Origin of the sequence: Frigoribacterium sp. VKM Ac-2859 (genome assembly GCF_013204925.1) — a bacterium.
In the GTDB taxonomy this organism is placed as follows: domain Bacteria; phylum Actinomycetota; class Actinomycetes; order Actinomycetales; family Microbacteriaceae; genus Frigoribacterium.
The window spans coordinates 980,836-1,005,920 of sequence record NZ_JABMLC010000002.1; the positions used below are offsets into that span (position 1 = coordinate 980,836).

The window sequence follows — 25,085 nt, forward strand, 5'->3', positions numbered from 1 at the left end:
ATGACCCCCGTGGCGCGGCAGTGCGCCCCCCTGGCGCGGCATGACCCCCGTGGCGCGGCAGTGCGCCCCCGTGGCGCGGCATCGCACCACGAACTGAACGTCGCACCGCGGATCTCCGCGGTGCGACGTTCAGGAGGCGGTGCGACGTCCGGCAGGCGAAGCGACCCGAGCCCGGGCCGACCCGCTCAGTACCAGTTGACGGACTGCGAGTGCGACCAGGCGCCGCACGGGGTGCCGTAGACCGACTTGATGTAGCCGAGCCCCCAGGTGATCTGGGTCTTGGCGCTCGTGGCCCAGTCGCTCCCGGCCGAGGCCATCTTGCTGCCGGGCAGCGCCTGCGGGATGCCGGTCGCGCCGCTGGGGTTGTAGGCCTTGTAGTTCCAGCCCGACTCCTTCGTCCAGAGCGAGACGAGGCACGAGAACTGGTCGCTGCCCCAGCCGTACTGGGACGACGCGAGGGACTGGGCCGTGGCCTTGGCCCCGTCGACCGAGTTGTCGGCGGCGGCGCGGGCGGCCTCGGCGGCGGCCGCGGCGTCGGCGGCGGCCTTCGCCTCGGCGGCGGCCTGGGCCTCGGCGGCGGCCTGCGCGGCAGCGGCGGCGGCAGCGGCCTGTCGGTCGGCCTCGGCGGCGGCCGACTGGACGGTCTGCGCCGAGAGCGCGGTCTTCTCGACGCGGTCGTTCAGCGTCGAGGCGTCGAGCTTCTCGTAGTCGGCCAGGGAGGCGACCTGGGTCTGCAAGTCGCTGGCGTCGGTCCGGCTCGAGGTCGAGGCCACGACCTGGTTCGCGATCTGGATCGTCGAGCGCGCCTTGGCCTGGGCCAACGAGGTGGCGATGTCCACCTTCTGCTGCTTGACGTCGGCGGCGTGCTGCTCGGCCGAGATGGTGTCGGCACCGGCGGCCGACATCGACGTGACCGCGAAGCCGGTGCCGGTGACGAGGGCGACCGCGGCGACGCCACCGATCAGCGAGAGGCGACGACGGGCGGTGCGACGGCGTCCGGCGGAGAGCGAGCGGCGCGTGGCGGGAGCCTCGGCGGCGGTCGCGGCGTCCGCGCCGGAGGCAGGGGTGTTCTCGGGGGTCATGTGGTCCTCGTGCTCGGCCGACCCGCGCCTCCGTTCGGGCAGGGCGCACACGGCGATGCCGCACGGGCGCGGGGCGCTCGGGGCGGCGGGACCCCGCGGCGGAGGCGGGGGAAGCCGTGACAGGTCGGTGTCGGTCTCGCGAGGCCGTGGGGCCTCGACTCGTCCGCCGCAGCTGCCCTGCCGAGTCGGGACTCGATCGGGAGGGGCGCACGCGCCCGGGCGAAGTGACGAGTATGCAGAGACTTCCTGAGTAGAACCACACAATGCACTGTCGAACCGGGCAGTCCGGCGCATCATCCCAGCGGATGACATCGGCTCGCGCCTCCCTCATCCGAGCGAAGGAGACGCGGGCCGGGCAGGTCAGCGGCTCGCGATCACGACGCCTCGGGTGCCGCCACGACGTCGTCCGCGACGCGGGTCCGACGCCAGGCCCCCGTCGCCACGTACTTGACCATCACGTTGAGCACGGCGACCGTCGGCACGGCGAAGAGCGCGCCCGGGATGCCGGCCACGTACGACCCTCCCGCCACGGCGAAGACCACCGCGAGCGGGTGCACGCGGACGGCCGAGCCCATGACCAGCGGCTGCAACACGTGGGCTTCGAGCAGGTGCACGACGAGCACTCCGGCCAGCATGACCACGGCCTGGACCGGCCCTGCGAAGACGAGGGCGACGATCACGGCGAGCGCGCCGGTCACGATGGCCCCGACGACCGGGATGAACGACGCCAGGAAGACGAGGATCGCGATCGGCACGGCGAGCGGCAGCCCGAGGAAGAACGCGATGAGGCCGATGCCGACGGCGTTGACCGCGGCGACGACGATCTGCACGCGGACGAACGAGGTCAGCGTGTGCCAGCCGGCCTGGCCGGCCCCGTCGACGGCGGGGCGCGCCGCCCTCGGGAAGAGGCGGACGGTCCAGGCCCAGACCCCTCGACCGTCGATCATCAGGAAGATCGTGGCGAACAGGGTCAGCAGTCCCCCGGCCAACAGGTGCCCGGCCGCGGTGCCGATCGACAGAACGCCGCTGAGGATCGCCTTGCTCTCGGTCTGCAGCGCGTTCTGCGCGTCCTTGAGGTAGCCGGTCACGTCGGCGTTCGTGAGGCTCAACGGCGGTCCCTGGAGCAGGGTCGTCAGCTGGTCGTACTGCGCGACGGACTGCTTCTCGATCTGCGGCAGTCCGGCCCGGATCTGCGTCACGGCGAGCAGCACGAGGCCCCCGACGACGACCACCCCGGCCAGCAACGCGGCGACGATGGCGAGCCACCGCGGCCACCGGTGCCGGTGCAGGAACCCCGCGACCGGCACCAGGAACGCCGACACGAGGATCGCGATCAGCAGCGGCACCACGATCTCCTCGAGCGTGGCGATGAGCCAGAAGAGCACGGCCAGCGCGGCGGCGACCGCGAGCAGGCGCCAGGCCCAGGCCCCCGCGATCAGCATGCCCGGGGGCAGCGTGGCCGGGGACAGCGCGGCCACGGGCGGCACGGCCGAGGGCGGCGCGGTCGAGGGCGTCGCGGCCGCGGCCGGGTCGGCGGTGCGGGTCGCGTCGTCCGCGACGCCCCCGTCTGTGGCTGCACCCTGGGGGTGCTGGGAGCGACGTGAGAACTTCATGAGCCGAGTGTCCGGCCGCGGGCCTATCAAGCGGCTGTGACTTCGCTGACCCGACCCGCGCCTCCTCGGCTCGCCCTCGACCGCCGCACGGTAGGCGCACCGGCCACCGTGCGGGCCGGTCAGCCCTCGGGCGCGAACCTCGGGCCGTCGTGCCCGTCACGTCGCACGTGCTCGGACCAGGCCGCGAGGGGCCGCACCCAGAGGCCCTGCTCGCCGTAGAGCGCGCGGTAGACGACGAGCGGCTCGTCGGTCTCGCTGTGGCGGGCGGTGCCGAGCACCTCGTAACGGCCGCCCTTGAAGTGGCGGTAGAACCCGGGGGCGGGAGGGGTGTCGGCGGTCATCCCGCGAGCCTAGACGGGCGGTGAGGGGAACCATGGTCGGGTGACCCAGGACGCCCCCCGCCCCACCGCCAGCACGCCGACCGCCCCCGGCGAACCGGTCGTCGACACCGACGACCGCGCCGCCCGCCGCGAGTTCGACACCCCGTCGGGCCGCATCGTGGGTCGGGTCGACGGAGAGGTCGTGCGGGTGCTCGGCGTGCCCTACGCCGAGGCCGACCGCTTCGAGCCGCCGCGCCCGGTCGCACCCTGGCCCTCCCCGCTGCTCGCCTTCGACCGCGCCCCCGCCTCACCGCAGGTCGCGTCGCCCGGACTCGACGCGCTGATCGAGGGCGCCGCCGTCGGCATGGTCGACGACGAGCACTGCCAGCGTCTCTCGATCACCCTGCCCGCCGACCTGCTCGCCGACGAGCGCGTGCCGGTCATGGTGTGGATCCACGGCGGCTCGTACGTCTCGGGGGCGGGCGACCTGCGCGTCTACGACCCGCGCGCCCTCGTCGCCGAGCAGCGCGTGATCGTCGTCACCGTGACCTACCGGCTGGGCATGCTCGGTTTCTTCGGCGTCGGCGACGAGCTGCCCGCCAACCTCGGGCTGCTCGACCAGCTCGCGGCCGTCCGCTGGGTGCACGAGACGATCGAGGCGTTCGGGGGCGACTCGAGCCGCATCACCCTGTTCGGCCAGTCCGCCGGCGGTGACGCGATCGCGCACCTGATGATCAGCGAGGGCGCCCGGGGGCTCTTCGCCCGGGCCATCGTGCAGAGCGCCCCGCTCGGCATCGTGCGCGGCCGCAGCCGCATGGTGAAGGCGATGACGGAGGCGGTGGGCACGCCGCGGAGGGACGCCCCGCTCGACGAGCTGCTCGCCGGGCAGTCCGTGGCCGAGCGGGTGGCGAAGCGCTTCGGCCTGCGCGGCGGCATGGCCTTCGGGCTGCAGTACGGGCGGGCACCGCTGCCGACCGAGTCCGCCGCCGACGCCGCGTGGCGCGAGGTCGCGCCCGAGATCGACCTGCTGATCGGCGCGACGGCCGACGAGACCGCGGTGTTCGCCGAGTTCTCCCCCCTGCTGCAGCGGATGTTCGGCCTGCCCGTGGTCGGCCGGGCGATCCGACGCCTGATGATCGACGCCACGACGAAGGCCGTCTACCACCGGGCCGGTCGGGCCTTCGCCGAACGGCACCGCGCCGCGGGCGGGCGCGTCTCGACGTTCGAGTTCACCTGGGAGCCCGAGGGCACGGCGTTCGGCGCCGCCCACATCACCGAGCTGCCGCTGCTGCTCGGCGGCCGCGAGGCCTGGGCGCACACCCGCCTGGTCGGCACCACCGACTGGGAGGACGTCGACCGCCGCGGCCGCAAGGTGCGCCAGATATGGGCCGACTTCGCCCGCACCGGCACGGTGGCAGCCGACGCGACGGCCGGCCTCGCCGACACCCTGGTCGTCAACCGCGGCTGAGCCGGTCCGTCCTGGGTGCCCTCGCCCGCGCCTCCTCTCGTCCCCGGGCACGGCTCCTCGCGTCCACAGGCGCGGCTCCTCTCATCCACAGGCGCGGCCCGGGGTTCGCGTGCGAGCGAGCAGCGACAATACGATCGACGGCAGAACCGATGCGCCGACGTCGCCGTACTCGCCCGCCCCGCCGTGCCCCGGCGCCGAGCACCTGAGGACCCCCGTGAAGAAGTTCCGCCGCAACCAGGCGCGCATGCACCTCGTCATGATGCTGACGCTGACGTTCACCACCGGCATCATCGACGCCGTCGGCTACCTCGGCCTCGACCGGGTGTTCACCGCGAACATGACCGGCAACGTGGTCATCCTCGGCATGGCCATCGCCCAGGCCGACGGTCTGCCGATCGTGGGCCCGATCGTGGCCCTGGCCGCGTTCCTGCTCGGAGCGGCGATCGGCGGCCGGGTGCTGCGCGGCGGCCGTGCCGGGTGGTCGGGCCGCAGCACGACCTCGTTCGGCGTGACCGGTGGTGTGCTGCTCGGGCTCGGCATCTCGACCTTCTTCGTCGTGCCCGAAGAGAACACGCCGTGGGCCTTCACGATCACCGGCCTGCTGGGCGCCGCGATGGGGCTGCAGGCCGCCGCCGCGCGCAAGATCGCCGTGGCCGACGTCACGACCGTGGTGGTCACGTCGACCATCGTCGGGCTCGCGTCCGAGTCGAAGCTCGCCGGCGGCACGGGCAAGAACTTCCCCCGGCGCGTGCTCGCCGTGGTGCTCATCCTCGCCGGTGCGGGCGTCGGTGCCCTCCTGCTGCAGGTGCACATCGGCGTGGGCATGGGCGTCGCCGGCGGGCTGACGCTGCTCGTCGCACTGACCGGGCACCTCCTGCGCGAGCGACGCAGGGAGCTCGAGGCGCGCGAGGCCGAGGCGGCCGGGGCGACCCGTGGCTGACGCCGTGCGGCACGACCTGGTCGTCCGGGCCCGTCGTGCGTGGGTCGACGGCGCCTGGCGCGAGGCGAGCGTCTCCGTCCGTGACGGCCGCGTCGTCGCGATCGGCGGCCTCACCGACGAGGTCGACGCCACCGTCGACGTGACCCTCCCCGACGAACAGGTGCTGCTGCCCGGCATCGTCGACAGCCACGTGCACGTCAACGAGCCCGGACGCACCGAGTGGGAGGGCTTCGCGACGGCGACCCGTGCCGCCGCCGCCGGGGGCGTCACGACGATCGTCGACATGCCCCTCAACAGCATCCCGCCGACGACGACCGTCGACGCCCTCGAGCAGAAGCGCGCCGCCGCGGGCCCCCAGTCGGTCGTCGACGTCGGGTTCTGGGGCGGGGCGATCCCGGCGAACCTCGGCACGGGCGACCTGCGGGCGCTGCACGAGGCCGGCGTCTTCGGGTTCAAGGCCTTCCTCTCGCCGTCGGGGGTCGACGAGTTCCCGCACCTGTCGACCGAGCAGCTGCACCAGGCGATGGCCGAACTGGCGGTCTTCGACGGCCTGCTGATCGTGCACGCCGAGGACCCCGACGGCCTCGACGCCGCCGCGTCCTCCCCGACCGAGGTGCCCGCAGCAGGAGGCGCGGCCTACGACGCGTTCGTCCGCTCGCGTCCCGACGTGGTCGAGCGCACGGCGATCGAGCACGTGGTCGACGCCCTGCGCGCCACGGGTGGACGCGCCCACGTGCTGCACCTCTCGTCGGCGACGGCGCTCGACACCATCCGGGCGGCCAAGGCCGAGGGGCTGCGACTCACGGTCGAGACCTGCCCGCACTACCTGACCTTCGACGCCGAGCACATCGGCGACGGGGCGACGCAGTTCAAGTGCTGCCCGCCGATCCGCGGCGAGGCCAACCGCGAACTGCTCTGGCAGGCGCTGGTCGACGGCACGATCGACGTCGTCGCGAGCGACCACTCGCCGTCGACCCGCGAGCTCAAGTTCGCCGGCGGCCCCGACGCCGCACACGGCGACTTCGACGTGGCGTGGGGCGGCATCTCGGGCCTCGAGCTGAGCTTCCGCGCCGTGTGGACCGGGGCACGGCAGCGCGGCATCCCCCTCGAGGCCGTCGTCGGATGGATGTCCCGGGGCACGGCGGCGCTCGTCGGCCTGCCGACGAAGGGGCGGATCTCGGTCGGCGCCGACGCCGACCTCGTCGCCTTCGCCCCCGAGACGCCCGTGACGATCGACGTCGACGACCTCTCACACCGCAACCCCGTGACCGCGTACGACGACGCACGCCTGTTCGGCGAGGTCGCGGCGACGTGGGTGGGCGGCCGGTTGGCGGGGCCGAGCGCGCCTCCTGCACGGTTGCTCGTCCGCCCCGACACCGGGGTCGCCTCGTGAGGGGCTGCGCCGACGCCGGGGGCGCGGCGTGAGCCCGAAGAAGGCGGCGGCTCCCGTCGAGGTCGCACCGGGCGTGCACTTCGTCCAGGGTCCGGCGTCGAACTGGACGATCCTCGGGGGTGACGGCACCCTGACGTTGGTCGACGCGGGCTACCCGGCCGACCACGAGCTGGTCGAGTCGTCCCTGCGTGCCGTGGCCACGGCGACGGGCCACGGCGACGCCCGACTCACGTCGGTGCTCGTGACGCACGGGCACAGCGACCACATCGGCACGATCACCGCCCTGCGCCGGCGACACCGGTTCGAGGTCCTCGCGGCACCCGCCGAGGTGCCGAACGTGACGCGCGAACAGCTGCACCAGGTCGGCGTCCGCGACGTGCTGCCGCACCTGTACAAGCCGCGGTTCGCCCGGTGGGTGCTGCACGCGGTGCGCGCGGGTGGGCTGGGCGACGTGGCGGTGGCCGACGTCCTGCCGCTCGAGCTCGGCGTGACCCGCACGTTCAGCGGTCATCGCGTCGTCCCCACGACGGCCGTGGGCCACACCCCCGGGCACACCGTCTTCGCGCTGCCCGACGACGACGTGCTCGTCACGGGCGACGCCCTCGTCACCGGCCACCCGACCTCGCGGCTCGACGGCGTGCAGATGCTGCACCCGATCTTCCACTCCGACCTGGCCGAGGCGGGGCGCACCTACGGTCGGCTCGTCGACCGCCGCGCGCGCGTGGTGCTGCCGGGTCACGGCCCGGCCCTCGTGCACTGACGACCCCGAGAAGCGGTCCTCCCGACGCGAACGGTGCTGTTCTGGTCCTGAGAAGGACGCACCCGAGGCGCGCGACGGCGCTCGCCCGTGCTGCCGGAGGGGACCCACCATGACGAACGCCCACGCGGTCGACACCGCGAGGCCCGGACGCCCACCGGGCCGACGCCCACGAGGCCGGACGCCGGAGACCGCCCCGACCCGCGCCTCCTCGATGCGACGCCGCGAGGCGATCGCGGGCTACCTGTTCATCAGCCCCTGGATCGTCGGGTTCTGCGTGTTCACCCTCGGGGCGATGCTCTACAGCCTGGTGATCTCGTTCAGCGACTACCGGCTGGCGACGGACACGGCGACGCCCGTCGGCTTCGACAACTACGCCGAGCTGTTCCGTGATCCGCGGGTCATGGGCTCCCTGGGCAACACGTTGTTCTACGCCGTGCTGGCCGTGCCCCTCGAGATCGTGGTGGCGATGGCGTTGGCCCTGCTCCTCGCGCGGTCGGGACGGGCCGGCGGGTTCTTCCGCACGGTCTTCTACCTGCCCAAGATGACGCCGGCGGTCGCGACCGCCGCGGTCTTCCTGCTGCTGCTGAACGGCAACACGGGAGCGATCAACGAGGGCCTGGCGGTGATCGGCATCGACGGACCGCAGTGGCTGATCGACCCGACCTGGGTGAAGCCGTCCATCGTGATCATGACGCTGTGGGGTGTCAGCGGCACGATGGTGATCTTCCTCGCCGCGCTGGCGAACGTGCCCCGCGAGCTCTACGAGGCCGCGTCGCTCGACGGCGCCGGCCGGGTCCGTCAGTTCTTCTCGATCACGGTCCCGATGATCTCGGGCTCGCTCTTCTTCGCCACGGTGGTGCTGACGATCGCCGCCCTGCAGGTGTTCGACCAGGCGTACCTGCTGTTCTGGCGCGACCAGACGAACGCGTCGCCCGAGTCCTCGCTGTTCTACGGCGTCTACCTGTTCCAGCAGGCGTTCCGTCAGTTCGACTTCGGCTTCGCGTCGGCGATGGCCTGGCTGCTCTTCGTCATCATCCTGCTGATCACGCTCGTCCAGGTGCGGCTGAGCAACCGATTCGTCTACTACGAGGGAGACCGCTGATGGCCGTCCTGCCCGCCGAGACCGCCGACCGTCTCGTCCAGCCCGTCACCACCGACCCCGTGTCGCTCGACCCCGCCCCGGGTCGGAGGCGACCGCGGACGACCGTCGGCCGCGTCGTCGTCTGGCTGCTGCTCGGCGTCTGCACCCTGGCGTTCGTCTACCCGTTCGCCTGGCTCCTCGCCGCGAGCCTGAAGCCCCGCTCGCAGGTGTTCGACAACCTGCTCTGGCCCCGCGACGTCCAGTGGAGCAACTACGCCGAGGTCTGGGAGCGCCTGCCGCTCGCCGCCTGGATGGTCAACAGCGTCGCGATCGCCCTGATCGCCGCCCTGCTGGTGACGGTGTCGAGCTCCCTGGTCGCGTTCGGCTTCGCGTACTTCCGGTTCCCGGGGAGGTCGTTCCTGTTCGGGCTGGTCCTCGCGACGATGATGCTGCCCGGTGCCGTGACCATGGTGCCGCAGTACCTGATCTGGAAACAGCTCGACCTGATCGGCACGTGGGTGCCCCTGCTCGGCATGAACCTCTTCGGCTCGGCGTTCTACATCTTCCTGCAGCGCCAGTTCTTCCGCGGCCTGCCCCGTGAGCTGTTCGAGGCGGCACGGCTCGACGGGGTCGGCTACCTCGGGCTGTTCCGGCACATCGCGATGCCGCTCGCCGTGCCCTCGTTCGTCATCGTCTTCCTCTTCGAGTTCCAGTCGAGCTGGAACAACCTGCAGTCCGCCCTGATCTACCTCAACAGCGGCGGGGTCGAGGGCTACACGGTGCCGCTCGGCCTGTCGTACGCGATGACGACGTTCAGCCCGACGAACGGGGGCCAGGGCGACTACCAACTCGTCATGGTCGCCGCGTTGCTCGTGACGCTGCCCATGCTGGTGTTGTTCGCCTTCGGCCAGCGGTACTTCATCGAGGGCGTCTCGACCCAGGCCCGCAAGGGCTGAGCGTCCGGGCCGGGCAAGGGTCAGGGGGTCACGTCGGTCGAGGACGTGACCCCCTGACGGTGGGACGAGGAGGTGCGGGTCAGCCCACGGCGCGCTCGTACGCCCGCAGCGACGAGCGCTGGGCGTCGGCCAGCGCCTCCTCGGCCGACTTGTCGCCGAGCAGGTAGCTCGTGACGGCGTTCTGCAGGTCGCTCTGGATCTGCTGCCCGGCGGGCGACGCGCCCACGGTCGTCCCGGACGACACGGCGTCGTAGTAGGTCGCGATCGTCTCGTCGAACCCCTGGTCGCCGCTCGGGGTGACGTACTGCTGGCGGATGGCGTCGTCGGCGGCGGGCGACCCGGTGAACAGTCCGGCGTTGACGGCGCCCGGCGTCTCGGCGAGGGAGTCCGCCCGTGCCTTCGCCGCGGCCAGCCAGGCGTCCTGCTCGGTGAGGGCGAGCGCCCACGCGCAGGCGGCGTCCGGGTTCTCGGCACCGACCGGGACGACGTAGGCCGTGCCGCCGGCGACGGCGAACGGGTCGCCGTCGGCGTCGCGGAACGGGACGGCCGTGATGTCGACCTCGTCGCGGTACGGCGACAGGACGCTCACGTACCACTGGGCGGCGATCTGGGCGCCGACCTGGTCGGCCACGAACTGGTTGCGGTCACCGAAGGTGTCGAAGGTGTCCGAGAAGCTCTTGCCCACCGCGTAGCCGCCCTGGGCGTCGGCCAGGCGCTTCTCGAGTTCGAGGCCGGCCACGTTGCGCGGGTCGTCGAGGGTCGGCTTCCCGTCGTCGTCGACGATCTGCCCGCCCTGACCGAGGATGAACAGGGCCGCCTGACTCGCCCACACGCCGTCGAAGCCGAGGCGGGTCGGGTCGCCGCCCGACTCCTGGTACATCGCCTCGGCCGCGGCGACGAGCCGGTCGGGGTCGCTCGTGTCGATGTCGTCGGTGCCGAGGCCGGCCTCCTGCAGCACGCGCCGGTCGACGATGATCGCCGGGGGCTGGAAGAACTGCGGCACGGCCCAGATCTGGTCGTCGTAGGTGACGTCCGCCGCGACGGACTCGTAGAACCGCTCGCCGGGGTCGACGTCGTTCGCCGCGTAACAGGCGTCGAGGGGCTGGATCAGGTCCTGGGCCGCGTAGGTCGCGACGAAGTTGCGGTCCATCTGCACGACGTCGGGCACGTCACCGCTGGCCACGCGCGTCGTGAACTTCTGGGCGTCGAAGGTGGTCTGGTCGAGCTGGACGTCGACGTCGGGCAGGGCGTCCGCCGCGTACGCGATGCGGGCCTCGCCGACGTCGTCGGCGTTGTCGAACGCCCAGGCCTCGAGCGGACCCGAGGCCGAGGTCGAGAAATCGGTCGCCTCCCCCTGCCCGCCGCCGCTGCAGCCCGTCGCCACCAGGGCGAACGCGAGCCCCGTCGCGGCCGCCACCCCCGTCTTCTTCTTCGAGGTCATGTCCCACTCCCGTCGACTCGGCCCCGCGTCGTCGCAGGGGCACTCGTCGCCATACAACCCGAGGAGGCGCACCCGGGTCCGCCCCTTGACGGCGACCCCAGGTCGTGCTCGTCACTACGCATCCGGACGGTGGTTGTCAACCGGTCTCGAGACTTCGGACGCCCGTCTCGGGACGGAGAGAACCTGGACCGACACCGGGGTCACGGCCCCCGAGGGAATAGGAGTCCCATGTTCTTCCACAAGCAAGAGCTCCAGTACAAAGCAGAACCCACCAAGCCCGACGCGGTCCTCGCCCACAAGATGCAGGAGATCCTCGGCGGCCAGTACGGCGAGATCACCGTCGCGATGCAGTACGGCTTCCAGGCCTGGAACAGCAAGTTGCCGGGCAAGTACCGCGACATGATCTTCGGCATCGGAGCCGAGGAGTTCGGCCACGTCGAGATGATCGCCACGATGATCTCGCAGCTGCTCGCGAAGGCGCCCGTCGGCGCCACCGAGAAGGCCGTGCAGGACGACCCGGTCATCGCGGCCGTCGTCGGCGGCACCGACATCCAGGCCGCCATCGTCGCCGGCGCGGGCGCCCGCCCCGTCGACTCGAACGGGAACCCCTGGTCGGGCAGCTACATCACGGCCTCCGGAAACCTGCTGGCCGACGTCATCGCGAACGCGAACGCCGAGATGCAGGGCCGCCTCCAGGTCGCCCGGCTCTACCACATGACCGAGGACAAGGGAGTGCGGGACATGCTCGGCTTCCTGCTGGCCCGCGACACGGCGCACCAGAACCAGTGGGTCGCCGCCGCCCGTGAGCTGATGGCCGAGGGCCACGAGGAGCTGCCGATCCCGAGCAACTTCCCGATGAGCGAAGAGATCCAGACCGAGGAGTACAAGTTCTACAACTTCTCGGACGGCGCCGCGGCGTCCGAGGGCACCTGGGCCCAGGGGCCCTCGCCCGACGGCAAGGGCCAGTTCACCTACGAGGAGGCCCCCACGAGCGGCGTGCCCTTCCCCGCGCCGACCAAGCCCGACGAGCGCCTGTACGGGACGACCCCCGTGCCGAACATCGTCGAGAAGACGGTCGGTGTCGTCAAGGACAAGCTCGCCAAGAGCTGATCCGGCCGGCTCGCCACGAGCTGACCCGGTCGTCCGACACCCTGACGCCCCCTCGGCCTACGGGCCGTGGGGGCGTCGGTGCGTCCTCGTCGCGGGCCGGTACGGCGCGCGTCACTCGAGTTCGGACAGCTCGGCGTAGAGCCCCGTGATCTCGGCCACGCGGCTCCGACCCCCCTCGGGCCGGGCGGCCGACACGGTCTCGGCCAGGACGGCCCCGGCCAGCAGGGCGGCGAGGCTCATGGCGCTCGCGTAGCTGTCGAACGGGGCCGGGGTCTCGACCGGGCAGTCGAGCCTCACGGTCACGTCGACTCCCCGCAACGACGGATCGGCCACGAGCACGACCGGCACGCCGCGGGCGGCCAACGCCGACAGGACGCCGGCGAACCCGGCCGGACGGCGGCGGAACCCCACCAGCACGACGACGTCCCGTGCGCCGAGCCCGACGAGTTCTTCGCCGATCGACTGGCCGGGCTGCGGCGCGACGCGCACGTCGTCCCGTGCCTGGACCAGCTGCTGCCGCAGGTGGAGGGCCACCGGGTAGCTGTTGCGGAACCCCGCCACGACGACCCGCTCGGCGCCGGCGACCAGCGCGGCCGCCCGCTCGAGTCGGCCGTCGCCGAGCCCCGAGAGCATCACGTCGAGGTTGCGACGTTCGGCCTCGGCGTGCTCGGCGATGCCGCCGGAGGCGCGGGCCGGGCCGACCGGGACGCCCCGGCTCCGCGACGCCCTCGCCTGGTCGCGCACCTCTTGGGCGTCGGTGAAGCCGAGCCGCCGGAACAAGCGCGACACCGTCGCCTTCGAGACGCCGCTCTGCTCGGCGATCTCGGTCGCGGTGTAGACGGCGAGGTCGTCCAGGTGGTCGAGGATGAAGTCGGCGGCCCGCTGTTCACGCGGCGAGAGGCGGCCGTAGCCCGAGTCGATCCGGTCACGGATGCCCGCCCCTTCGACCTGGTCGCTCACGTGGGCCCCGGCGTCTGGGTCTGGGGGCGCGCCTGGGCCTGGGCCTGCGCCTGCGACTGCGCCGGGTGCGCCTGCGCCGGATGCGCCTGCGCCGGATGCGCCGCCGCGACCGCGTGCACGGCGGCCTCGATGGCGTCGAGAGCGACGGCCACGTCGTCGATCGAGACGATCTCGTCGGGGTGGTGGCTGATGCCGCCGTTGCCGCAGCGGACGAACAGCATGGCCCACCCGGTCAGCTCGGCGACGGCCATGGCGTCGTGCCCGGCCTTCGAGAACAGCACCATCGGGTCGGTGTCGCCGGTCGCGACGATGCCGTCGCGGACGAACCCCCGGAGGCGCGGTGAGGCCACCACGGCCGGCGCGCGGTGGGTCTCGTCCACCGAGAGGGTCAGCCCTCGACGCTCGCCTACCTCGGCCGCGACGGCCTGGATGCCGGCCCAGACCTCGTCGCGTCGGTCGTCGTGCTCGCCGCGGAGGTCGAGGCTGAACTCGACGAGCCCGGGGATGACGTTGACGCCGCCGGGGAACGCCTGCAGGCGACCCACCGTGGCGATGCAGTCGGCCTCTCGGGCCAGTCGCTCGACCGCGAGGACGATCTCGCTGGCCCCGGCGAGCGCGTCGTGCCGACGGTGGAACGGGACGCCCCCCGCGTGACCGGCGACCCCGGTCAGCGTCAGCTCGAAACGTCGTGCCCCGGCGATCGACGAGACGACGGCGAGCGCCCGGTCGGCTTCCTCGAGGTAGGGGCCCTGCTCGATGTGGGTCTCGAGGTAGCCGATCACGTCGGCCGGTTCGTAGGCGGCCTCGCCGACCCGGTCGGGGTCGAGGCCGAACGCCACGAAGGCCTCGCGCAGCGTCGTGCCGGACGCGTCGGCCAGGGACCACCACTCGGGCAGCCAGGTGCCGGCGACCGCGCGGGAACCGAGCAGGGCGGTGCCGAAACGGGTGCCCTCTTCGTCGCCGAAGGCGAGGACCTCGATCGCGAACGGCAGACGGGTGCCGGACGCCTCGAGCCGCGCGACCAGGGCGATGCCGAGCAGCACGCCGAGGATGCCGTCGTAGCGGCCGGCGTCGGGCACCGTGTCGAGGTGCGAGCCGAGCAGCAGGGCGGGCAGGCCGGGCTCGGTGCCCTCGTAGCGGCCGCGCTGGTTGCCGGCCGCGTCCTGCCAGGTGGTCATGCCGGCCCGTCGCATCCACTCGCCGGCCATCGCGTTCACCCGGGCGTGCTCGGGCGAGAGGTACACGCGCTCGATGCCGGTGGGGCTGCTCGAGACCGCGGCCAGGGCGTCGCAGCGTTCGAGGACGAGGCGGGCCTCGTCGCTCACGCCGCGCCTCCTGCCCGGTCGGCGTCGAGGTAGACGTCGTAGGCGGCCCCGACGCCGCCCCCGCTCGTGATCGGTGCGCCCTCGCGGCGGAGCACGGCCTCGAGCGCGGCGAGCGTCGTGAGCACGGTGTCGCGACGGGCGTTGTAGCCCATCGTGCCGATGCGCCAGACCTTGCCGTGCAGCGGGCCGAACGAGGTGCCGATCTCGATGCCGAAGTCGGTGAGCAGGGCACCGCGCACCCGGTCGCCGTCGACCCCGTCGGGGATGACCACGGCGACCACGTTGTTCATCTTGTGCGCGAGGTCGCCGAACGTCTCGAGGCCGAGCCCCTGCACCCCGGCGAGCATCGCGCGGCCGTGCAGCTCGTGTCGTGCCACCACGGCGTCGACGCCCTCGTCGACGACGAGGCGGGCGCACTCGCGGGCGCCCCAGAGCATGGTGGTCGCCTCGGTGTGGTGGTTGAGGCGCTGAGGACCCCAGTAGTCGAAGATCATCGCGAGGTCGAAGTAGTTCGACGCGATGCGTCGGCTGCTGGTCGTGTCGCCGTCGGTGCGGATGCCCGCCTCGATCGACGTGCGGGCCCGGATGACCTCGACCGCCCGTTCGCCGTAGGTGACGGGAGACGAGCCCGAGGGGCCGCCGAGGCACTTCTGCAGGCCGGCGCTGACGGCGTCGAGGCCGAGCTCGTCGGTGCGGAAGGCGTTGCCGACGATCGACGCCGTGACGTCGGTGTAGAACAGCACGCCGTGACGGGCGCAGACCTCGCCGAGCCCCTCGAGGGGCTGGGCGACCGTCGTCGAGGTGTCGCCGTGCACGACCGCGAGCAGCTTCGGCTGGACGCGCTCGATCGCCTCGACGATGGTCTCGAGCGGGAAGACCTGGCCCCAGGGCACCTCGATGACGTGGACCTCGGCCCCGCAGCGCTCCGCGATCTCGCGCAGGAGGTGGCCGAAGCGACCGAAGACGGGCACGAGCACCTTGTCGCCCGGTTCGATCAGCGACACGAGCGAGGCCTCGATGCCGGCGCGCGAGGTTCCGTCGACGAGCAGGGTCTGCTCGTTCGAGGTCTGGAACACCTCGCGGTAGAGCGCCTGGGTCTCGTCCATGTAAGCGGTCATGGCCGGGTCGTACTGCCCCACGAGCTGCGCCGACATCGCGCGGAGCACCCGGGGATCGGCGTTGATCGGGCCGGGGCCCATCAGGAGGCGGGCGGGCGGGTCGATCGGCTGGAAGACGCGTTTCACCCGTCCCACCCTACGCAACCCGTGTTTCAACCAGGTGAACTCGGCGGGCACCGTCCGAGGCGGGCATCAGGTCGCCCAGGTCGCCGCGAGATCGAGCAGGGACAGGTCCGCCCCGCGGGGGCCCACGAGGCACAGCCCGACGGGCGCGCTCCGCCCGGAGGCGAGCGGCACCTCGAGGACCGGCGCCGACACGGCGGGGGCGCCGAGCACGCCGGCGATGCAGGTCAGCCCGAGGGTCGCCGAGCGCACTGCGTCCACCTCGGCAGCGGTCGCACCGAGCGCGGGCGCGGCCGAGGACGCGCTGGGCAGGAGCAGCACCCGGCCGTCGAGCAGGGCCTCGAGACGACGACGTTCGTGGCCGAAGGCGACCCGCGCCTCCTCGGCCTGCCCGGGCGAGACCGTGGCGCCGAACGCGAAGCGGGCCGACACGTCGGCGGCGAGCTCGCCCGGGTGCTCGGTGATCCAGTCGCCGTCGGACTGCCAGGCCTCGAAGGCCTGCAGCACGCGGAACAGCTCGAAGAGGTGGGCGACGTCGCCCAGCACGACCTCCTCGGGACGCTCGACCCGCCCCGCGGCGGTCGCCTCGTCGAGAGCCCTCACGAACTCGGCGCGCACGCCGGGCTCGACCGACGCGAGCACCCGCGGATCGACGACGTACGACGGCTCGACCGACACCTGGTCGGCCAGGGGCAGCGACGCCCGGGCCGCCCGACGGAGGGTGTCGACCTCGCGGGTCAGCCAGCCGACCGTGTCGAAGCTCGGCGCGAGCGGGAGCAGCCCGGCGCGATCGACCGCCCCGTGGGTGGTGCGGATGCCCCAGAGCCCCTGGTAGGACGCGGGCACGCGGAGCGATCCGCCAGTGTCGGTGCCCAGGGCGATGCTCACCTGCCCGAGGGCCACGGCCGCCGCCGGGCCACTGGTCGAGCCGCCGGGGATCGCACCCGGCACGGCCGGGTTGGGAGGGGTGCCGTAGGCCGAGTTGCGTCCGGCGATGCTGTACGCGAACTCGTCGGTCTGCGCGATGCCGCGCAGGTCGGCCCCGGCGTCGAGCAGGTGCTGCACCGCGGCCGCGTGCCGGGACTCGGGGGCCGCACCCGCGAGCCGGGCAGGCACGCCGGCCCCGATCGCGTGGCCTGCGACCGCGAACAAGTCCTTCACGGCGACCGTCTCGCCCGAGAGGGCAGGAGGCGCCGTGCCGGTCGGGTCGTCCCCTCGGCTTCCCGAGACGAGCGGCTCGCCCACGACCCGCCAGACCCGGCGGTCGATCGCCGGCGGCGACGCCTGCACCTGGGCCGAGGCGATCCGCCAGGAGCGGGCACCCCCCGGGCCGGCATCCGGATCGCGGCGCCAGAGCTGCGTGACGACACCACGACCCCCGGCGGCCGGGGCGTTGACCGACACGACGGTCGCCACGTCGGCGGTGACGACCTGGACGTGGCACTCGACCACCCGTCGCACAGGGCCGGACCCGCGCCTCGCCCGGAAGGCCGTGATCGCGTCGTGCCCCACCAGCAGCCCACCGGCGTCGGCGCGCATGACGGTGGCGGTCGGTTCGAAGGCCGCGGCGAGCGCGGCCTGGTCGTCGGCGGCGAGTGCGCGCTCGTAGGCGTCGAACGCCCCGAGGAGTCCGTCGGGCAGCTCGCCTTCGACCGAGGTGGGGACGGTGCCCGAGCCGACCTGTGCCTCCTCGGGGTGGCCCGGCGGTCTACCGGTCGCGTCAACCACCGAAGTCCGCCTTGCGGATGCGGGCGTGGACGCCCTTGACGAGGTCGACGACCTGCGAGATGTCGAAGTCGGTCGCCGCCGAGAGGTAGGCGTAGGCGAGGCTGCGGTCCATGCCGTAGCGGGCCTCGAGCAGGTCGATCGCCGCTCGGACGCAGGCGCGGACCGCCTCGTCGAGATCTTCGTCGAGGCCGGTCGGCACCAGCGACTCGGCGGTCTCGGCCAGCGGCCCGGAGATCTCGCCGAACAGCGCCACGGCCTCGGCGCGCGGCACCAGGTCGAACCGGACGGTCACGCGCAGGCTGGCCTCCATTGCGGTGAGCGCGACCTCGCCGTCGCCCTGGGCGAAGTGCGGGTCGCCGACGTAGGCGAGCGCCCCGGGCACCTGGACCGGCAGGTGCAGGGACGCGCCCTCGGTCAGGAGGGCGATGTCGACGTTGCCCCCGTGCGGACCCGGTGGCACCGAGTGCGGTCGCTCGTCGCCCGCGACGGCGACCCCCATGATGCCGAGGAACGGGTGCAGCGGGAACCGCACCGTGTGACCGGCACCGGGCACGAGCGGCAACGTGCCGACCAGGGAGCCGTCGGGTTCGTGGTCGACGGCCGCGAAGACGCTGACCGGATCGGCGCCGAGCGGGAACTCGCCGGCGAGGGCCCCGCGACCGTGGCGGTTGGAGATGACGCCGTACGGCACGCGAGGTGTCGCGTCGAGCAGGGTCATCGTGACGACGTCGCCGGGCTGGGCGCCGCGGATCGCGATGGGGCCCGTCACGACGTGCGGGCCGTCGGCACCCGGATCGCGACCGTGCTGGTCGTCGCTCGCGGCGGCCAGGGCGACCGCGTCGTCGAGCACGTGCTCGGGGGGCACCCCGTGGCGGGCGAAGAAGGCCCGAGGATCACGGCCCTGGTCGTCGAGCACGCCCTCGTGGCTGAGGGTGTCGATGAGGACGGCCGTGCCCGGGTCGATCGTGAGCACGGGCTCGTCGGAGGCGCAGGGCAAGCGCCCCCACAGGGTCGTGGCGAGTGTCGCCGGCACGTAGGGGAGGGCATCGCCACGGTCGCCGGGCGACAGGGGTTGCAGGATCGGGGTCGCGGGAACGGGGCCCGACGGGGGTGCGGGGGTCGCCTCGGAGATCGCCATGCCCAGCACAGTAGCGAGTCGACGCCTCGCCCCGATAAGCCCTCTGAAACGAGTTGTTCACAAATCGTCGATCGTGAAACAAGTCGTTCACACGGTTGTGTGATCATCGCCGCATGGCGATCATCCTCGGCGACAACCAGTACGGCAAGGCGGAGTCGCGGCTCGTGCGCTTCTACCGCGACGGGCCCCGACACGAGATCCGCGACGTCAACGTCACGACGGCACTGCGGGGCCCCTTCGACGCGGCGTACCTCCGCGGCGACCAGAGTGCCGTCCTGCCGACCGACACCCAGAAGAACACCGCGTTCGCGTTCGCGAAGTCGAAGGGCGTCGAAGCCGTCGAGCGCTTCGGGCTCGAGCTCGCCCGCCACTTCGTGCACGACGTCGAACCCGTGACGGGTGCCCGCATCGAGATCGAGCAGTACGACTGGCAGCGGGCCGTGGTCGACGGCGGCGAGCACGACCACACCTGGCTGCGTTCGGGTCAAGAGGTGCGCACCGCCGCCGTCACGGTCGACGGCACCGGCGAGTACGTCGTGGGCGGGCTGAAGGACCTGGTCCTGCTCAAGTCGACCGGCTCCGAGTTCGCCGGGTTCCTGACCGACGAGTTCACGACCCTGCCCGAGACGCACGACCGGGTCTTGGCGACGGCGCTCGACGCGAAGTGGCGCTTCGGCACGACCGACGTCGACTGGGAGGCCACGTACGCCGAGGTCAAGCGCCTGATGGTCCGCGAGTTCGCCACCTTGCAGTCGCTCGCCCTGCAGCAGACCCTGTGGCACATGGGCACGGCCGTCCTCGAGGCGATCCCCTCGATCGTCGAGGTGCGCCTGAAGGCACCGAACAAGCACCACTTCGCCTACGACCTGTCGCCCTTCGGCCTCGAGAACCCGGGCGAGGTCTTCTGGGCCGCCGACCGCCCGTACGGTCTGATCGAGGCGACCGTGCTGCGCGACGACGCCCCGCCGGCCCACGACGCGTGGCGCGCCTCCGCGGGTCTCGCATGAGCCTCGTCGAGCCGAGCCGCCCCACCGCCGCCCCACCCCGAGGAGACACCGTGACCGACGCCGACGACGCCCGCTGGCTGGCCCGCACCATCGAACTGGCCGTCGAGAACGTCGCGAACGGGGGCGGACCGTTCGGGGCCGTCATCGTGCGGGGCGACGAACTCGTGGCCGAGGGTCGGAACCGGGTGACGGCCGACCTCGACCCCACCGCACACGCCGAGGTGACCGCGATCCGGGCGGCGTGCCGGGCCGTCGGCGACTTCTCCCTCGCCGGCACGACCCTCTACACCTCGTGCGAACCGTGCCCGCTGTGCCTCTCGGCGTCGCTCTGGGCCAGGGTCGACCGGGTCGTGTACGCCGCGGACCGGCACGACGCCGCGCGAGGCGGTTTCGACGACCTCGAGTTCTACGAACTGTTCGGGCGCGACCGGTCGACCTGGGACCTCCCCGTCGACGAGGTGCGCCCGGCGAACGCGCCGGCGCCGTTCGAGGCGTGGGCGAGCCACGACCACCGCACCGATTACTGAGTCGTCGTGCGAGGGGGGTCAGCTGCCGCGGTAGGTCGAGTACGCGAACGGGCTGAGCAGCACCGGCACGTGGTAGTGGCTCGACTCGTCGGCGAGGGTGAAGTCGATGGTCACCCGCGGGTAGAACGTGTCACGCCCGGCCGCCGCGAAGTAGGCGGCGGTCTCGAAGACCAGTCGGTAGTCGGCGGCGGGCAGGGCGTCCGGGCCGAGTTCGGGCACGCGCCCGTCGGCGTTCGTGACGCCGGTGGCGAGTTCGGTGCCCCGCGCGTCGTAGAGGGCGACGGGGACGTCGGCGGCCGGGCGGCCCAGTGCGGCGTCGAGGACGTGCGTCGTGACGTGGCTCATGCTCGGGCCTCGTCGTGGCCGGCGGACGCCGACCCGGCGGGTGCCGACTCGGCGGACGTCGATCCGGCGGCTGCCGACCCGGCAGGCGCCGACTCGGCGAAGGTCGACTGCAACCGCAGCAGGGCGATGTCGCGCAGCTCGGCTCCGACGATGCGCAGCTCGGTGTCGTCGTCGAGCCCGAGCCGGCGGTGCAGCTCACCCACGATCTCGGCCCGGCTCCGACCGGCGGCACGGATCAGGAACACCCGGTCGAAGCGCTGCTCGTACGCGGCGTTGCCCTCGACCAGCAGCTGCGCGAGCGTCTCGTCGTCGGCGTCGACCGCCGAACCCTGCTCGCGCCTGCTGAACGCCTGGGCGGCACCGTCGCCGACCGGCTTCTCACCGATGCGCGGGTGGTGCGCCATCGCCTCGTCGATCTCGGCGGCGCTGAGCGGCGTGGCGGCGGCGGCCGCGACCGTGATCAGGGCGTCGGAGTCGGCGAACGGCGCCTGCGCCGCGACGTCGTCGACCCACCGCTCGACGGCGAGGGCGGCCAGCAGGTGCGAACGCAGGGTGGCGTCGTCGAGCTCGATCATGACGCACACCCTAGCGACGGTGCCCCGAGGCGACGGGCACGGCTGGCCGACCCGCGCCTCCCGGGCGTCGGGCGACGCGGCACCCAGGCGCGCCCCGGCGGGTGGCCGCTCGCACCACGTCCGCAGCCGCTCGCACCACGTCCGCAGCCGCTCGCACCACGTGCGCGTCGTGGAACCACCCGCGAGTGTGGTTCGACCACACGACGGTGGTGCGACCCCGTCCCCGGCCCTCGCCGCGGCTCCGGCTCTCGTCCCGGCCCTCCACCCGACGCGGCTGCGGTGTCGGCGGCTCCGCGCCGGGGCCGGTCGTTCGACGCCGAGCGAGCCGACACATGCTCGAAACGCCCGTCGTGCAGAGTGGGGTCTCCCATGGACCTGACCACCGTTCGCGAGATCCGCACCCCGTCACGCCGCGACGAGATCGTCTTCGCGCCCGGCGAGCGGCCCCTCGGCGGCGGCACGTGGCTGTTCTCGGAGCGGCAGCCCGGGCTGACCGGCCTGGTCGATCTGACCTCGCTCGGGTGGACGCCGGTCGAGCGCGGCATCGCCGCCGACGGCCGCGACGTCGTCAGCGTCGCCGCCACCTGCACCATCGCCGAGCTGCTGCGGCTGCCCGCCGACGCCGACTGGGTCGCCCACCCGCTCGTCGACCAGTGCGCGAACTCGCTGCTCGCCTCGTTCAAGATCTGGAACGTCGCGACGGTCGGCGGCAACGTCGCCCTCGGGCTGCCTGCCGGGGCCATGACGTCGCTCATGGCCACGCTCGACGCCACGGCCGTCGTCTGGACGACCGACGGCGGCGAGCGCCGCCAGCCCGTGTCCACCTTCGTCACCGGAGTGGTGCAGAACACCCTCGAGCCGGGTGAGGTGCTGCGCGCCCTCGAGGTGCCACTCGGGTCCCTGCGCTCCCGCACCGGGTTCCGGCGCATCTCGCTGAGCCCCCTGGGCCGCTCCGGCGCGCTGGTCACGGCCCGGCTCGGCCTCGACGGCGAGTTCGTGGTCACGATCACGGCGGGGACGACCCGTCCCGTCCAGCTGCGCTTCGACGAGGTGCCCGGCGAGCGGGCCCTCGCGGACGCTCTCGGCCGCATCGACTGCTGGTACTCCGACCCCCACGGCGACCCCGACTGGCGCCGCGCGATGAGCGCCCGCTTCGCCGACGAGCTGCGGGTCGAGCTCGGACGGCCCGCCACCGACGCACCGGTGCGACCCGTGCGCGAGTCGACCCACGACCCGCGCAGCGCGGCCGCCCGCGCGAGGCGGACGCCGCCCACCACCACGACCCCCGGAGGCGCGCGATGACCCCGAGACACGTCACGTTCGAGGTCGACGGCCTCCCGCTCGACGCCGACGTCGACCCCGGCCAGGTGCTGCGGACGGTGCTGCGCGAGCACGGCGTCCACTCGGTCAAGAAGGGCTGCGACGCGGGCGACTGCGGCGCGTGCTCGGTGCTGGTCGACGGCGAACCCGTGCACTCGTGCATCTATCCCGCCCACCGGCTCGAGGGCCGGGCGGTGACGACGGCGGCCGGTCTCGGCACCCCCGAGCACCCCCACCCCGTGCAGCAGGCGTTCGCCGACGCGGCCGGGTTCCAGTGCGGCTTCTGCACAGCCGGCATGGTGGTGACGGCCTCGACGTTCACCGAGGCCGACGCGGACGACCTCCCGCGCCTCCTGAAGGGCAACCTGTGCCGGTGCACGGGGTACCGGGCGATCGGCGACGCGATCTGCGGCGTCTCGAACACGGTGGCCCCGGTCGACGGCGAGGCGGCCGGTCGGTCGGTGAAGGCCCCGGCGGCCCTGCGCGTGGCGTCCGGCAGCGAGCCGTACACGCTCGACTTCCGCGGCACGACGAAGCTGCTGCACCTCGCCGTGCTCGGCAGCCCGCACCCCCACGCCCGCATCACCTCGATCGACACGAGTGCCGCCGAGGCGCTGCCCGGCGTGCACCTGGTGTTGACCCACCGCGACTCCCCCGCGACGTTGTTCTCGACCGGTCGCCACGAGGACCGCGAGGACGACCCGGACGACGGCCTGGTCCTCGACCCCGTGCTGCGCTTCCGTGGTCAGCGCGTCGCCGCGGTCGTCGCGGACGACGTCCGCACGGCGACGAACGCCCTGGCCGCGATCGTGGTCGAGTACGAACCGTTGCCCGCCGTGTTCGACCCCGAGACGGCGCGTTCCCCCGGGGCCCCGCTGCTGCACGGCGAGAAGACCGTCGAGGCGTCGCGCATCGCGTTCCCCGAGCGCAACACCGTGGCCGCGATGCACGACGAGACGGGCGACGTCGAGGCCGGCCTGGCGCTGGCCGACGCCGTCGTCGAGGGCACCTGGCGCACGCAGCGCGTCTCGCACGGCGCGCTCGAGACGCACGCCTCGCGCGGCTGGCTCGACGACGACGGGCGCCTCGTCGTCCGTACGGCGAGCCAGGTGCCGTTCCTCGTGCGCGACGAGCTGGCCCACGTCTTCGGACTGCCGCAGGAACAGGTCCGGGTCTTCGCCGCCCGCGTGGGCGGCGGTTTCGGGGGCAAGCAAGAGCTCATCACCGAAGACCTCGTCGCCCTCGCCGTGCTGCGCACCGGTCGACCCGTGCAGTACGAGTTCACCCGCGAGGACGAGTTCACGATCGCGCCGACCCGCCACCCGATGCGCGTCCGCGTGCGCGTCGGCGCGACGAGCGACGGGGCGCTGACCGCGCTGCACGTCGACCAGCTGATGGACACGGGCGCCTACGGCAACCACGGCGTCGGCGTGATGTACCACTCGGTGCACGAGTCCACGAGCGTCTACCGCTGTCCGAACAAGCGCGTGGACGCCGAGTCGGTCTACACGAACAACCTGCCCTCGGGGGCGTTCCGCGGGTACGGGCTGGGGCAGGTCGTCTTCGCCGTCGAGTCCGCGATGGACGAACTGGCCCGCGAGCTCGGCATCGACCCGTTCGAGCTGCGCCGCCGCAACGTGATCGTCCCCGGCGACCCGATGGTGGTCACCGACCCCGACGAAGAGAGCGATCTGCTGATCGGCAGCTACGGACTCGACCAGTGCCTCGACCTGGTCGAGCAGGCGCTGGAGTCCCCTGCCCCCGAGGGCGCGCCTCCTGCTCCCGTCGGCCCGACCTGGGTCACCGGCCGCGGCATGGCGCTCGCCATGATCGCGACGATCCCGCCACGCGGTCACTTCGCCGACACCTCGATCGAGCTGCTGCCCGACGGCCGCTACGACATCGGCGTCGGCACGGCCGAGTTCGGCAACGGGACGACGACGGTGCACACCCAGCTCGTCGCCTCGGCGCTCGGCACCACGCCCGACCGGGTCGTCGTCCGGCAGTCCGACACCGACGTGGCCCGGTACGACACGGGCGCGTACGGGTCGGCCGGCGTCGTCGTCGCCGGCAAGGCCCTGCTCGCCGCCGCCCACAAGCTGCGCGCGGCGATGGTCGACCGCGCGCTGGCGATCGCCGGAGGCGCGGGTCACGCCGTCGACACCGGCACCGCCCCCGAGGTGGTCGCGGGCGGCGTCGTGGTGCGGGTCGGCCCCGGTGTCGACGCGACCGTCCTGGTGTCCGGCGAACGGCTGCTGGCCGACGGTCCGCTCACCGCCGACGGTTCCCACGACGGCACCCCACGCTCGGTGGCGTTCAACGTGCACGGCTTCGAGGTCGCCGTCGACCGGGCGAGCGGCGAGGTGCGCCTGCTGCGCTCGGTGCAGGCGGCGGACGCCGGGGTCGTACTCAACCCCGAGCAGTTGCGGGGGCAGGTCGAGGGCGGCACGGCGCAGGCGATCGGCACGGCCCTCTACGAAGAGATGATGCTCGACGACGAGGGTCGCGTGCTGACGACGGCGTTCCGCAACTACCGGATGCCCAAGTTCGGCGACGTGCCCCAGACCGAGGTGCACTTCGCGACCACGCACGACGACCTCGGTCCACTCGGCGCCAAGTCGATGAGCGAGGCGCCGTACAACCCGGTGGCACCCGCCCTGGCCAACGCGATCCGCGACGCCCTCGGCGTGCGGCCGCACGAACTGCCGATGTCGCGCGACCGCCTCTGGCGCCTCGCCGGCGGTCGCTGAGCCGG

22 protein-coding genes are annotated in these 25,085 nt (G+C 73.1%); 11 read left to right on the top strand and 11 right to left on the bottom strand.

Translation table 11 applies throughout. From position 1 onward, the window contains the following. Positions 1-185: 185 nt before the first annotated feature. The 3 genes from HQQ78_RS15615 to HQQ78_RS12490 all read right to left on the bottom strand — a co-directional run bounded on the left by HQQ78_RS15615 (position 186) and on the right by HQQ78_RS12490 (position 3,036). On the bottom strand, positions 186-1,082 hold the full coding sequence (locus HQQ78_RS15615) for a phospholipase (protein WP_199736343.1): 897 nt from the start codon (positions 1,080-1,082) through the stop codon (positions 186-188). Positions 1,083-1,456: 374 nt separating this feature from the next. Next, positions 1,457-2,695 carry an AI-2E family transporter gene (locus tag HQQ78_RS12485; protein WP_173153640.1) on the bottom strand — a complete coding sequence of 413 codons (1,239 nt, stop codon included), beginning with the start codon at positions 2,693-2,695 and terminating at the stop codon, positions 1,457-1,459. Positions 2,696-2,814: 119 nt separating this feature from the next. Then, positions 2,815-3,036 (bottom strand): DUF1653 domain-containing protein, encoded by a 222-nt coding sequence (locus tag HQQ78_RS12490; RefSeq protein ID WP_159827969.1) that lies wholly within the window; start codon positions 3,034-3,036, stop codon positions 2,815-2,817. Between the two features lie 40 nt (positions 3,037-3,076). On the opposite strand from HQQ78_RS12490, the gene HQQ78_RS12495 reads away from it, so the two are divergent. From HQQ78_RS12495 to HQQ78_RS12520, 6 genes are all read left to right on the top strand, one after another. Beyond that, positions 3,077-4,483: a carboxylesterase family protein gene (locus HQQ78_RS12495; RefSeq protein WP_173153643.1), complete on the top strand. Its 1,407-nt coding sequence runs from the start codon at positions 3,077-3,079 to the stop codon at positions 4,481-4,483. Between the two features lie 214 nt (positions 4,484-4,697). After that, the gene (locus HQQ78_RS12500; protein WP_371740450.1) at positions 4,698-5,423 is read left to right on the top strand and encodes a DUF1275 family protein; all 726 of its coding nucleotides are present in this window, start codon (positions 4,698-4,700) and stop codon (positions 5,421-5,423) included. Beyond that, positions 5,416-6,816 (top strand): allantoinase AllB, encoded by a 1,401-nt coding sequence (allB, locus tag HQQ78_RS12505; RefSeq protein ID WP_371740449.1) that lies wholly within the window; start codon positions 5,416-5,418, stop codon positions 6,814-6,816. The genes HQQ78_RS12500 and allB overlap by 8 nt, the downstream gene beginning before the upstream one ends. A 28-nt stretch (positions 6,817-6,844) precedes the next feature. Continuing rightward, positions 6,845-7,576, top strand: a complete 732-nt coding sequence (locus tag HQQ78_RS12510) for an MBL fold metallo-hydrolase (RefSeq protein ID WP_173153646.1) — start codon at positions 6,845-6,847, stop codon at positions 7,574-7,576. 109 nt (positions 7,577-7,685) lie between these two features. Next, positions 7,686-8,678 carry a carbohydrate ABC transporter permease gene (locus tag HQQ78_RS12515; RefSeq protein WP_216844335.1) on the top strand — a complete coding sequence of 331 codons (993 nt, stop codon included), beginning with the start codon at positions 7,686-7,688 and terminating at the stop codon, positions 8,676-8,678. Then, positions 8,678-9,613: a carbohydrate ABC transporter permease gene (locus tag HQQ78_RS12520; RefSeq protein WP_173153649.1), complete on the top strand. Its 936-nt coding sequence runs from the start codon at positions 8,678-8,680 to the stop codon at positions 9,611-9,613. The genes HQQ78_RS12515 and HQQ78_RS12520 overlap by 1 nt, the downstream gene beginning before the upstream one ends. Positions 9,614-9,692: 79 nt before the next feature. Here HQQ78_RS12520 and HQQ78_RS12525 read toward each other — a convergent pair whose 3' ends face one another. Further along, the gene (locus tag HQQ78_RS12525; protein ID WP_173153652.1) at positions 9,693-11,054 is read right to left on the bottom strand and encodes an ABC transporter substrate-binding protein; all 1,362 of its coding nucleotides are present in this window, start codon (positions 11,052-11,054) and stop codon (positions 9,693-9,695) included. A 228-nt stretch (positions 11,055-11,282) separates the two neighbouring features. On the opposite strand from HQQ78_RS12525, the gene HQQ78_RS12530 reads away from it, so the two are divergent. Next, positions 11,283-12,164: a manganese catalase family protein gene (locus HQQ78_RS12530; RefSeq protein ID WP_173153655.1), complete on the top strand. Its 882-nt coding sequence runs from the start codon at positions 11,283-11,285 to the stop codon at positions 12,162-12,164. 111 nt (positions 12,165-12,275) lie between these two features. Here HQQ78_RS12530 and HQQ78_RS12535 read toward each other — a convergent pair whose 3' ends face one another. From HQQ78_RS12535 to HQQ78_RS12555, 5 genes are all read right to left on the bottom strand, one after another. After that, positions 12,276-13,124, bottom strand: a complete 849-nt coding sequence (locus HQQ78_RS12535; protein WP_371740448.1) for a MurR/RpiR family transcriptional regulator — start codon at positions 13,122-13,124, stop codon at positions 12,276-12,278. Then, entirely contained in the window at positions 13,121-14,449 is a 1,329-nt protein-coding gene (locus HQQ78_RS12540; RefSeq protein WP_173153658.1) for an allantoate amidohydrolase, read from the bottom strand. The genes HQQ78_RS12535 and HQQ78_RS12540 overlap by 4 nt, the downstream gene beginning before the upstream one ends. Then, on the bottom strand, positions 14,446-15,648 hold the full coding sequence (locus HQQ78_RS12545; RefSeq protein ID WP_123571496.1) for an alanine--glyoxylate aminotransferase family protein: 1,203 nt from the start codon (positions 15,646-15,648) through the stop codon (positions 14,446-14,448). The genes HQQ78_RS12540 and HQQ78_RS12545 overlap by 4 nt, the downstream gene beginning before the upstream one ends. 111 nt (positions 15,649-15,759) lie before the next feature. Next, positions 15,760-17,418, bottom strand: coding sequence for an AtzH-like domain-containing protein (locus HQQ78_RS12550; protein WP_371740447.1), 1,659 nt, complete (start codon positions 17,416-17,418; stop codon positions 15,760-15,762). After that, positions 17,411-18,556, bottom strand: coding sequence for an acetamidase/formamidase family protein (locus tag HQQ78_RS12555; RefSeq protein WP_173153661.1), 1,146 nt, complete (start codon positions 18,554-18,556; stop codon positions 17,411-17,413). Before HQQ78_RS12555 ends, HQQ78_RS12550 begins: the two co-directional genes overlap by 8 nt. A gap of 113 nt (positions 18,557-18,669) precedes the next feature. On the opposite strand from HQQ78_RS12555, the gene pucL reads away from it, so the two are divergent. Beyond that, complete coding sequence (gene pucL, locus HQQ78_RS12560) at positions 18,670-19,563, top strand: factor-independent urate hydroxylase (protein ID WP_173153664.1); 894 nt, start codon at positions 18,670-18,672, stop codon at positions 19,561-19,563. Between the two features lie 50 nt (positions 19,564-19,613). Beyond that, on the top strand, positions 19,614-20,090 hold the full coding sequence (locus HQQ78_RS12565) for a nucleoside deaminase (protein WP_236557059.1): 477 nt from the start codon (positions 19,614-19,616) through the stop codon (positions 20,088-20,090). Between the two features lie 18 nt (positions 20,091-20,108). On the opposite strand, the gene uraH is transcribed toward HQQ78_RS12565, so the two are convergent. Together uraH and uraD are read right to left on the bottom strand one after the other, a co-directional pair. Then, positions 20,109-20,435 carry a hydroxyisourate hydrolase gene (uraH, locus tag HQQ78_RS12570; protein WP_159827984.1) on the bottom strand — a complete coding sequence of 109 codons (327 nt, stop codon included), beginning with the start codon at positions 20,433-20,435 and terminating at the stop codon, positions 20,109-20,111. Further along, on the bottom strand, positions 20,432-21,010 hold the full coding sequence (gene uraD / locus HQQ78_RS12575) for a 2-oxo-4-hydroxy-4-carboxy-5-ureidoimidazoline decarboxylase (protein ID WP_173153670.1): 579 nt from the start codon (positions 21,008-21,010) through the stop codon (positions 20,432-20,434). Before uraD ends, uraH begins: the two co-directional genes overlap by 4 nt. Before the next feature lie 369 nt (positions 21,011-21,379). Here uraD and HQQ78_RS12580 point away from each other — a divergent pair, with 369 nt between their 5' ends. Both HQQ78_RS12580 and HQQ78_RS12585 read left to right on the top strand, forming a co-directional pair. Further along, entirely contained in the window at positions 21,380-22,312 is a 933-nt protein-coding gene (locus tag HQQ78_RS12580; protein ID WP_123571372.1) for an FAD binding domain-containing protein, read from the top strand. After that, entirely contained in the window at positions 22,309-25,080 is a 2,772-nt protein-coding gene (locus tag HQQ78_RS12585; RefSeq protein WP_173153673.1) for a molybdopterin-dependent oxidoreductase, read from the top strand. Before HQQ78_RS12580 ends, HQQ78_RS12585 begins: the two co-directional genes overlap by 4 nt. The last annotated feature ends 5 nt before the right edge of the window (positions 25,081-25,085 follow it).